The sequence below is a fragment of the Methylobacterium frigidaeris genome (assembly GCF_022179185.1).
GTDB lineage: Bacteria > Pseudomonadota > Alphaproteobacteria > Rhizobiales > Beijerinckiaceae > Methylobacterium > Methylobacterium frigidaeris.
The window spans coordinates 1-9,550 of record NZ_BPQJ01000091.1; the positions used below are offsets into that span (position 1 = coordinate 1).

General features: G+C 71.1%; 4 protein-coding genes, 3 pseudogenes and 1 other annotated feature. Of the genes and pseudogenes, 4 read left to right on the forward strand and 3 right to left on the reverse strand.

Going from position 1 to position 9,550, the window contains the following annotated elements; translation table 11 throughout:
• A pseudogene (locus tag MFF64_RS35830) lies at nucleotides 1–228 on the reverse strand (hypothetical protein); the annotation flags it as partial.
• Nucleotides 229–412: 184 nt separating this feature from the next.
• On the opposite strand from MFF64_RS35830, the gene MFF64_RS35835 reads away from it, so the two are divergent.
• Nucleotides 413–1,525 (forward strand): helix-turn-helix domain-containing protein, encoded by a 1,113-nt coding sequence (locus MFF64_RS35835; RefSeq protein WP_238193782.1) that lies wholly within the window; start codon nucleotides 413–415, stop codon nucleotides 1,523–1,525.
• A 120-nt stretch (nucleotides 1,526–1,645) separates the two neighbouring features.
• Nucleotides 1,646–2,191 (forward strand): annotated as a pseudogene (locus MFF64_RS35840) (transposase family protein); the annotation flags it as partial.
• 39 nt (nucleotides 2,192–2,230) lie between these two features.
• Here MFF64_RS35840 and MFF64_RS35845 read toward each other — a convergent pair.
• Together MFF64_RS35845 and MFF64_RS35850 are read right to left on the reverse strand one after the other, a co-directional pair.
• Nucleotides 2,231–3,458, reverse strand: a pseudogene (locus MFF64_RS35845) (IS3 family transposase).
• Nucleotides 3,061–3,177, reverse strand: a sequence feature (AL1L pseudoknot). (Overlaps the previous pseudogene by 117 nt.)
• Before the next feature lie 386 nt (nucleotides 3,459–3,844).
• Nucleotides 3,845–6,175, reverse strand: a complete 2,331-nt coding sequence (locus MFF64_RS35850) for a caspase family protein (RefSeq protein ID WP_238193783.1) — start codon at nucleotides 6,173–6,175, stop codon at nucleotides 3,845–3,847.
• A gap of 341 nt (nucleotides 6,176–6,516) precedes the next feature.
• On the opposite strand from MFF64_RS35850, the gene MFF64_RS35855 reads away from it, so the two are divergent.
• Together MFF64_RS35855 and MFF64_RS35860 are read left to right on the forward strand one after the other, a co-directional pair.
• Entirely contained in the window at nucleotides 6,517–8,268 is a 1,752-nt protein-coding gene (locus tag MFF64_RS35855) for an AsmA family protein (protein ID WP_238193784.1), read from the forward strand.
• Between the two features lie 57 nt (nucleotides 8,269–8,325).
• Nucleotides 8,326–9,219 (forward strand): efflux RND transporter periplasmic adaptor subunit, encoded by an 894-nt coding sequence (locus MFF64_RS35860; RefSeq protein ID WP_238193785.1) that lies wholly within the window; start codon nucleotides 8,326–8,328, stop codon nucleotides 9,217–9,219.
• Nucleotides 9,220–9,550 lie beyond the last annotated feature (331 nt).

Below are 9,550 nucleotides of genomic sequence, written 5' to 3' on the forward strand. Positions count from 1 at the left end.
AGGCGTCCTCCGCCCATAGTTTCTGCCGCGCGTCCCACCAGCCGGGCAGTAGGGCCGCCCCCTCGGGGACCGGGCCGCCCGGTAGGCATTGCGGATCCGGCCGTCCGTGAAGGTCCAATCGTGGCCGAGGGCGTGCAGCAGGGCGTCGCCGATGCGGCGGGCGCGCGGGAGGTCGCCGCACGCCTGCAAGGCGATTACCGCTAGGGCATTGTCGTAGGTGAAGGCTGTGACTTTGGCTTGTCCCTGCCCGTCTTAGGGGGGGTTAGGCGGTTCAGACTGGCGCCAGCAGGATCGCCGTCCTCACCGCATTCCGCCGTCGGGCCGGACTCGCATCCTCGACAGTCAGCTCACTCGCTGACCACCGGTACGCCAGGACGGCCGCGACGACGTCGAGGCGCGCCTCACCCCCGGGATGGCGACGGAACGGCGTTCCCAAGGGTTCGATCTTGCGTTGCGCGATCTTTTTGCGCTACAGGTAACAACCGATAACTCGGTCGAGCAACGTATGTCCGAAATAGGAGCTGTGGGCCGCCGAGCGGTAAGTCTGAGGTTCTCGACCGATGTCGCAGCACCCTCTGGTCAGTGCGGCTTCGAGGCGTATCACGATCTCTACGCGACAGCGGCCGACGCGGTGAGGCTCGACGAGACCTTCGCGGTCGCGGTCACGGCCGAGCGGCTCGGCGGCATGATCCTGTTCGACCGACAGCTTCAGGGCGTCGCGCATGTGCGCCCCCACCGGCGGGTTCTGCGCAACGGCTTCGACCATTTCACGGCACAACTCGTTCTCGACGGAGCCCTGGCGGTCGGTACGCCGGAGGGCAGTCGGATCGTCGGGCCGGGCGAATGTGCCCTCATCGACATGAGCCAGCCTATGGAGACGCGGGCAAGCCAGGCCCGCGTCATCACCCTCTCTGCCCCCCGCGACGTGATCGAGGCGGCCGTGCCCGAGCCTGGGCGGCTGCACGGTGCGGTCCTGCCGCACGACCGCGCACGCCTGCTCACTGGGTTCCTGCGCTCGGCGCTCGACGAGATGCCTCGTTATGGTGTGGGCGACCGCCAGCGCTTAGAACGTGTGACTTCGGAGCTCCTCGCCGTCGCCCTTGCAGGCCGGGCCCCGCCGTTGGCGGAGGCGTTGCGGACGGCCAGTGCGGCGGCCTGCCGCCGCCGTGCGCGACTCTACATAGACGCGCATTTGGGAACAACGCCAGACGATCTAGCTCGGGCCATCGGCGTGTCGCGCTCAGTGCTCTACCGAGCCTTTGAGCCGAGCGGTGGCGTCGCCCGCCTGGTCCGGTCCCGCCGGCTCGCCCGCCTGCGTGCCCTGCTGGCGCAGCCGGACGAGGCCGGTCGGATCGCTGATCTCTCCCAGGCCTGCGGCTTCTCAAGCGAGTCGGATTGCAGCCGCGCTTTTAAGGCGGCCTACGGCCTATCGCCGAGCGACTACCGCCGCCTCAGATGGACCGTGGACAAGCCGGGCACCGCCTCCCCACAAGGCCTCGCCGAGTGGTGGAATGATCTACGCTGAACCGCCGCAGTTGATACACTACAACAAAGTGTCGTGGTGCTCGACCTCGGTCTAAAAGTGCGCAGTCCCGACGTGTGATGGTGCATCATAGGCGCTGACACGTCGGGCTGAGGATGCATGATGGCAGGAGTTCTTCACGGCAGCGCCCGCACGACGCTGCGTGTTCGAGCCGAGCTCCAAGCGTCGCAAGACAATAGCCGAGCCCTTGCCGCCGAGTACGGTCTGAACCCCAAGACGGTCGCGAAGTAGCGCAACCGGACGATGACGACGGATGCGCCGATGGGGCAGAAGACCCCCAGGAGCACGGTCCTGACGCCGGCCGAGGAGGCGATCGTGGTCGAGTTTCGGCGGCGAACGCTGCTGCCGCTCGACGATGTTCTGGGCTGCTTGCGTGACACGATCCCGAGCCTCAGCCGCTCCGCTCTACATCGTTGTCTGCAACGGCACAGCATCTCTCGCCTTCCGGCAGCCGAGACGGCGCAGGCGCGCAAACGGTTCAAGAGTAACGGAATCGGCTCCATGCATATCGACAGCTGCGAGCTGCGCCACGCCGAGGGCAAGCTGATCATGCACCTGGCGATCGACCGCGTTTCGAAATTTACCTACGTCGAGTTCCACGAAAGTGCTGGCAAGATGGAGGGAGCAGCCTTCCTCCGGAACGTCGTTGAACCGCTCCGGGGTTTTTCGGAGGCTGTTTGGCTTGGGTCAGGCTGCCAAGGCTTGGTCGCCGACGTGAGCATGATAGCGCGCTTCGGCCTCGGCGGGGGGACGTTGCCGATCGGCGCGAGGAGGCGACGGTGGTTGTACCAGTCGACCCACTCCAGGGTGGCGTACGCGACGGCCTCGAAGGAGCGCCAGGGTCCGCGTCGGTGGATGACCTCCGCCTTGAACAGGCCGTTGATCGTCTCCGCGAGGGCATTGTCGCAGCTGTCGCCGACGCTGCCGGCCGACGGCTCGATCCCTGCTCCGGCCAGACGCTCGGTGTATCGTAGCGCTAAGTCTTGCGAGCCGCGGTCCGAGTGATGCACCAGCCCGATGCCCTGGACAGGACGACGCTCGTGCAGCGCCTGTTCCAGAGCATCCAGCACGAAGCTCGCGTGAGCGCTGCGTGAGGCCCGCCAACCGACGATGCGCCGGGCGAACACATCGATGACGAAGGCCACATAGACGAAGCCCGACCACGTCGCCACGTAGGTGAAGTCGCTGACCCACAAGGCGTTCGCCCGCGGAGCCTTGAACTGGCGATTGACGCGGTCGAGGGGGCAGGCTGCGGCCGGGTCGGGGATCGTGGTGCGCACGCGCCTGCCCCGCACCACCCCCGCCAAGCCCATCTTGCGCATCAGCCGCGCCACCGTGCACCGAGCGGTCACGATCCCCTCCCGAGCCAGGTGCCGCCAGATCTTGCGCACGCCGTAGACGCAGAAGTTGGCCTCGAACACGCGCTGGATCTCGATCATCAACGCGGCGTCACTGCGCGCACGAACCGGTTGCTTGTCGGGATCGGCACGCCGAGCGGCGTGCACGTAGTAGGTCGACGGGGCGATCGGCAGCACCCTGCAGATCGGCTCGACCCCGTAGACGGCTCGATGATCGTCGATGAAGCTGATCATGGCCGAAACCGGCGGTCGAGCTCGGCAAAAGCAAAATATGCGCTCGCCTTGCGCAGGATCTCGTTGGCTTGGCGTAGCTCGCGAACCTCGAGCTCCAGCGCCTTGATCCGCTCGCGCTCGTCCGTCGTCTGGCCAGGACGCACACCCTGATCACGCTCGGACTGGCGCACCCAGTTCCGCAGCGTCTCGCCCGAGCAGCCGATCTGGGCCGCAATCGACTGGATCGCCGACCATTGCGAGCCGTGCTCGCCCTCGTGCTCGCGCACCATCCGCACGGCACGCTCCCGCACCGCTGGCGAAAAAGGGGCTGTTCGCTTCGTCATGGCTCCATCCTCTCAGAAGTTGGAGCCTCCGCGAAACCCAGGGCGGTTCAGGCCGGTGGCCGCGGCCGCCTCGGGGAAGCTGTGGCCTTTGGCCAAGAGCCAGATGGCCTGGGTTTGGCGAGCCGTACGCGTCTCACGGCAGGCGGTGAACCGCTCCTCCAACTCCGACACGCTCAGATGTGCGACCAAACCAGACATCGGCGGCTCTCGCGACAGACAGCACTCTCGCCCATCCCGGAAAACAGCTTCCGGTCCAAAGCTAAGCTGATCCAATCAGCCAGAGGTCGTATCACACCCTCAAGAACGCGCCCATGCTGGGCGCGCAAGCAAAAGGCCGGCCTCGCGGGCCGGGGACCGGCCTTCTCGATCACGCAGTGGCGGCGCTGTCAGGGCATCCGGCTCATGAAACGGGAAGCGCCAATCTCGGTCGAACCGTAGCTCGACGCCGTGCTCGCCGCGGCCGGGGCGGGGCTGTAGCTCGGCCGGGCGAGGGCCGGAACCCGGGCGCGGGCCCGGATCGGCTCCACGACCGTCACCTTCGGCTTCACCACCGGGCGGGCGGCCTCGCGGACCGGGCGCGGCGTCTCCTTCACGGCGGGCTTGGCCACCGGAGCCTTCGGCGCGGGAGTCTTGGCCTTCACAGGCTCCGGCTCGGGAAGCGCGGCGCGCTTGGTGCGCGGCTCCTTGACCGGCGCGGCGGCCTTCCGGGCCGGCTCCGGTTCCGGCCTCACCGCCTCGACCGGGCGCGGGGTCGCCGCCGGCAGGCTGGCGCGCTGCGTCTTCACCGCCGGGCGGCACTCGTCGCCCTCGAGCGTGAGGCCCGGCGGACAGGAGATGCGCACGCAGGCATCGCCCTTCTGCTCGGTCCCCGTCGGGCACACGACCGGGCAGACGCGGCCGCTATAGCCGTTCAGCATGTTCAGCGTCGACTGGTCCGGCATGTGCGAGACGATCTTGACCGCGCGGGTCAGGCCCGGCCGGGCGGCGTCGCCGGCCTGGGTCACGCGGTAGAAGCGCTCCAGCGCCTCCATCGAGTGCTTGCCCCAGCTCGCCTCGGGCTTCTCGTTGTAGCAGCCGAGGGCGTTCAGGCGCTCCTGCACGGCGCGGACGGTCGGGTCCTGGTTGACCGGCGCGGTCGCGTCCAGGGCGGCGGTCGTGGCGGGGACCTCCTCCTTGATCGACAGGCTGGCATAGGCGATGGCCGGCCCCTCAGCCGGCTTGGCGCTCTCGGTCGGCTTGATGAGCTCGACGGTCTTGGCCGCCTCGGCCGGGATCTCGGTCTTGGAGGCGTCCGCCTTCGCATCCTCGATCTTCGGGGCCTCGAGCATCGCGAGCTTGATGCGTGCATCCTCCTCGCGCCGCACCCTTTCCAGGCGAGCCATCTCCTCGCGGCGCTCGGCCTCGGCCGCCGCGGCGATCCTGGCATTCTCCTCGTCCCGGTGCTTCTGCTCCAGGCGAGCCATCTCCTGACGCGCCGCCTCCTGACGGGCGGATTCCTGGCGCGCGATCTCCTGGCGGGCCGCTTCCTTCCGTGCCGACTCCTGACGCTCGGCCTCCTGGACGGCCTGCGCGGCGAAGCGCCGGGCCTCCGCCTCGCGCGCCGCCCAGGCCTCCTCGGCCCTGCGGAGTTCCGCGAGACGCTCCTCCTCCTTGCGCTGGGCGAGAAGCTGAGCCTGTTCGGCGTCGCGGCGCTCCTGCTCGCGGCGGGCCTTGTCTCGCTGGCGCTGCTCGTCGAGCCGGGCGGCGGCGTTCCGCTCCTCGGCGAGGCGCTTCTCCTCGCGGGCGCGGGCCTCGTCGACGACGGCGGACGGCGCGGCCGGGCGGACTTGGCCCTCGAGCATCTTGATGCGCGCGAGGGCGTCGTCCCGCAGGAAGCTGCTGGCATACTTGGTGGCGAAGTTCTGCAGCTCGGCGATCTGGTTGCTGCCGCGCAGGCGGCCCCAGGCCTGGAAGTCGGTCTCGTCGCGGTTCAGGTAGACCTCGCCCGGATAGGAGCGGGTCACCTCCGGCAATTGCCGGCCGCCGGTCGCGACGGAGACCGACATGGCGACGCGCTGGAACACCTGCCCGACCTCGAGGCCCGGCTCGGCCATCGTCTTGATCAGGGCGGCGGCGTAGAAGCTGTTGCGGCCGGTGCCGTCGAAGGCGACGTTGTTGGCCTGGGTGGCGTAGGCCATGATCAGGCCCTTGCGGCCGACCACGGTCGCGAGACCCTGGCCGCTGGCGCTGTCGCGCCGGCCGGTATCCTTGAGCGGCAGGTCGCGGCAGGCGTCCAGGATCAGGATGCGGGCGCCCTTGGCGCTGTCGAGCGCGGCGATCACGCTCTCGACCGGGATGGTCTCGTACCGGACGTCGAACCCGTCGTTGAGCTGCGCGTCGGTCGGGACGAGGTAGTTCTGGCCCTGGTACTGCAGGCCGTGGCCGGCGTAGTAGACCAGCGCCGTGTCCGCGTCGTGGGCGATGCGGGAGAACTGGGCCAGCTTGCGGTCCATGTCGCGCCGCGAGAGGTCCCGTCCGTCCACCACCTCGAAGCCGACCCGGCGCAGGACGGACGCGATGTCGTCGGCGTCGTTGCCCGGATTGGCGAGGCGGCCGAAGCTCTCGTAGGCGGCGTTGCCGATCACGAGGGCGATGCGTTTGTCTCCCGGCGCCGAAACGGCCGCCGTGGCCCACACCGTGAGCGAGAGAGTGAGAAGGGCAGGCAGCGTCCGTTTCATGGGGTTCAAATTACATCCCCACTGCCGCCCCGAGCAAGTGCCGGCGCGCACCACACGACAGCTCTCGACGCAAGAAATCTTGCGTCCTGCCCCTCGCGCCGAGTCACGGGCGAGAGCTGGCGCGGTTTCCCGGGCGAAGCCCCGGCATCCCTCGATTGGGGCGTTCTGCCCGGCGACTTCGCGCCCCTGACCCGTCGTGGACCATCCCGGGCCGGGATTGCCGCCGCCGTCTTGCTCGGTCTGCCTTGTCCCGTCCGACGATCGTCCGGACCGGCAATTGATTTCGCCCGGCATTTGCGGTCTTGTCCCGCTTGCGGGCGCTCGAAGGTTGCTGGCTGGACATGACACTTCGCAACCTCCTGCTCGGTCTCGCCGCCGCCTGTGCGGCCGGCACGGGCGCCCTCGTCCTCGCGGGAGAAACGCTGATCGTGCGGACCGCCGCCGCCCGCCTCGAGGCGGCGACCGGGCGCCCCTGGTCGATGGGCGGCGCTGCGCTCTCGCTCTGGCCGGTCGGCGTGACCCTGCGCGACGTCGCGACCAAGACGGATCTCGGGCCGGCGGGGCCGGGGAGCCTGACGATCGACGCGGTGCGGCTCGGCGGGACGGTGCGCGGCCTCCTGGCCGGCGGCCCGGACGAGGTCGAGATCGTCCGCCCGGTCCTGCGCTGGCCGGCGCAGTGGTGGCGCGAGGCCGGACCGGTGCGCGAAGCCGCGCCGCCCCCCTCCCCCGGCCCGCTGCCCCGGCGCATCGCGGTGCGCGACGGCAGCCTCGCCCTGACGGAGGCGGGCCGCATCGTCGCGGCCCTCGACGGGATCTCCGCCACCGCGCAGCCGCGGGGCGACGGCCACGCCGTCACGCTGGCGGGCCAGGTGGGCGGCGCGCGCGGCACCTGCGACCTCACCGTCGCGCCGGCGGAGCGCGCGCCGGGGCCGGCGACGGAGACGCCGGTGGCCATCGCCTTCAGCTGCCGGGCGCCGCTTCTCTCGGACGCGCCCCTCGCCGGAACCGCCGACGCCACCCTCTCGGGCGCCTCCCTCACCCTCGCGCGCCTCTCGGGCAGCCTCGGCCCGGACCGCTTCATCGGCGGCGTCCTCGTCGACCTCGCGCAGAAACCCTTCGTGCGGCTCGACCTCGGCTTCGAGGCGCTGTCCCTCGGGACGCCGCCGGCCGCCGGCCGCCCATCGGACCGCAACCCCTCGGGCTTGGCGGCGATGCCGGATCTGGCGGGCCTGCGCCTCTTCGACGGGCGGCTCCGGCTGCGGGCGGCAGCCCTCGCCGTCGGCCAGACGCGCCTCGGCGAGGTCGACCTCGACCTGCGGCTCGCCGACGGGTCGGTGGATGCGACGCTCGCACCGGCCAGCCTCCATGGCGGGCAAGTCCGGGGCCGCCTCGCCACCACGATCCCGGCCGCCCCGGACGACGCGCCGCGCCACGCCCTGACGGTCGAGCTGACCCGGGCCCGGGCACTGCCGCTCCTGTCGGGGCTCGCCGGCTTCTCCCTGCTCGACGGCACGGCGAGCGCGACCCTCGACCTGCGCGGCGCCGGACGCGACGGGACCGCCATCCGGCGCAGCCTCTCGGGCAAGGCGGCGCTCCTGGTGGAGAACGGGCGCCTCGTCGGCATCGACATTCCGGGCGTGGTGCAATCCATGGCCGCGCGCGTCTCCTCGGCCGACACCACCACCTTCGACCGGCTCTCGCTGCGCTTCCAGCTCCAGGACGGCCGGGCCGCCACCGAGGAGCTCGCCCTCGCCGGCCCCCTCGTCACGGCGGCCGGCAGCGGCGCGGTCGATCTCGGCGAGCGCAGCCTCTCCTTCCGGATCGAGCCGCGGCTCACCCGGGCGGCGGCCCGCTCCCTGCCCCGCCTGCTCGATGTCAGCCTGCCGGTGATCATCAACGGCACATGGGACGCCCCGCAGATCCACGTGGACCTCGCCGGGCTGATGAACGATGGGCAGCTGGCCCGGGGACTCGAATCCGTCGGCACCGACCTCCTGGGCGGCCGGAACGGTGGCGTCGGCGGTCTCCTCGACATGCTGATGCCGCAGGAGGGCGCCGGCCGGTCGTCCCCCCGGCGGCAGGGGCGTCCGTGACCCATGAATCCCATTCGGCCGGCGGCGGCCCGGCATGACAGGTGGAGTAGACGACGCGTGTGGCACCCAACCTTTCCGAGGCTGCTCGCGGCCTGCCTCGCGCTCGCGCCCGGGCTCGCCGCCGCGGCGGGCGACCCGGCACCGGCCCAGCCGGCCGGCCCCGTGGTCAGCGTGGCACGCGCCAAGATCCGCTGCTTCTCCGACCGGATCGATGTGACCGGCGTGCTGGTGCCGCGCCAGGAGGTGCAGATCCGTCCCGACCGGGACGGGCTGCGGGTGACCCAGGTCTACGTGAAGGCTCTGGATGAGGTGCGAGCCGGGCAGGCCCTGGCCCAGCTCTCGCCGGAGGATGGCCAGCCGGGCGGCCCGACGACCCTGCGTGCTCCGGTATCCGGCCTCGTCGGCCGCAGCACCGCGATGGTGGGAGCCCCGGCCCCCGCCCGGCGGGATCCGCTCTTCGTGATCGCCGCCCAGGGCGAGCTGGAACTGGCGGCCGAGGCGCCGCTCGCGAAGCTCGAACGCCTCGCCCCCGGCCAGGGAGTGACGATCAAGCCGATCGGGCTCGGCCCCATCAACGGCAAGGTTCGCCTCGTCTCCCCGGTCGCCGATCCGGCCACGCAGCTCGGCCAGGTGCGCATCCAGCTCGCCTCCGCGGGCGATGCCCGGCTCGGCCTGTTCGCCCGGGGCACGGTGCTGGTGGGCGAGAGCTGCGGGATCGCCATCCCGTTCTCCGCCCTGGTGAACGGCCCGGACGGCCCCGCCGTGTACGTCTCCACCGGCCGCAGCGTCGAGGCGCGCCCGGTCGGGATCGGCCTCTTCTCCGAGGACGAGATCGAGATCCGCTCCGGGCTCTCCGAGAACGACCGGGTGGTGGTCCGGGCCGCGCCGTTCCTCCGGGAGGGGGACGCGGCCCGGCCCGTCGAGATCGCCGAGCCGCGAAGGAGGAACTGAGCCGCCCCCGGGAACTGACCCTGGGACATGAACTGCATCGTGGCGCCGGCGGCCGCGCATGGCCACCGGCCCGACCAGGTGGTTCAGGTTCGAAGCGAGGGCGGATGCGGCCCGGCGCCATCCGCCTCGATTCGGCGCCCGCCGGGATCGAGGGCGGCGATCGGACCGGCGGCGATGCGCGAAACCGCGTGAGCGGGCTCGCCCCCACGCACCCCGCGCATTCCCCTGCCGCTGCGTCCGAACGAGGTCTCCGATCCCGCCCGGAAGGCCGCCGCGCCTTCGAACGGACGCGTTCGACGGTGCCAGACAAGCCCGAACGGGCGCCGGCGCT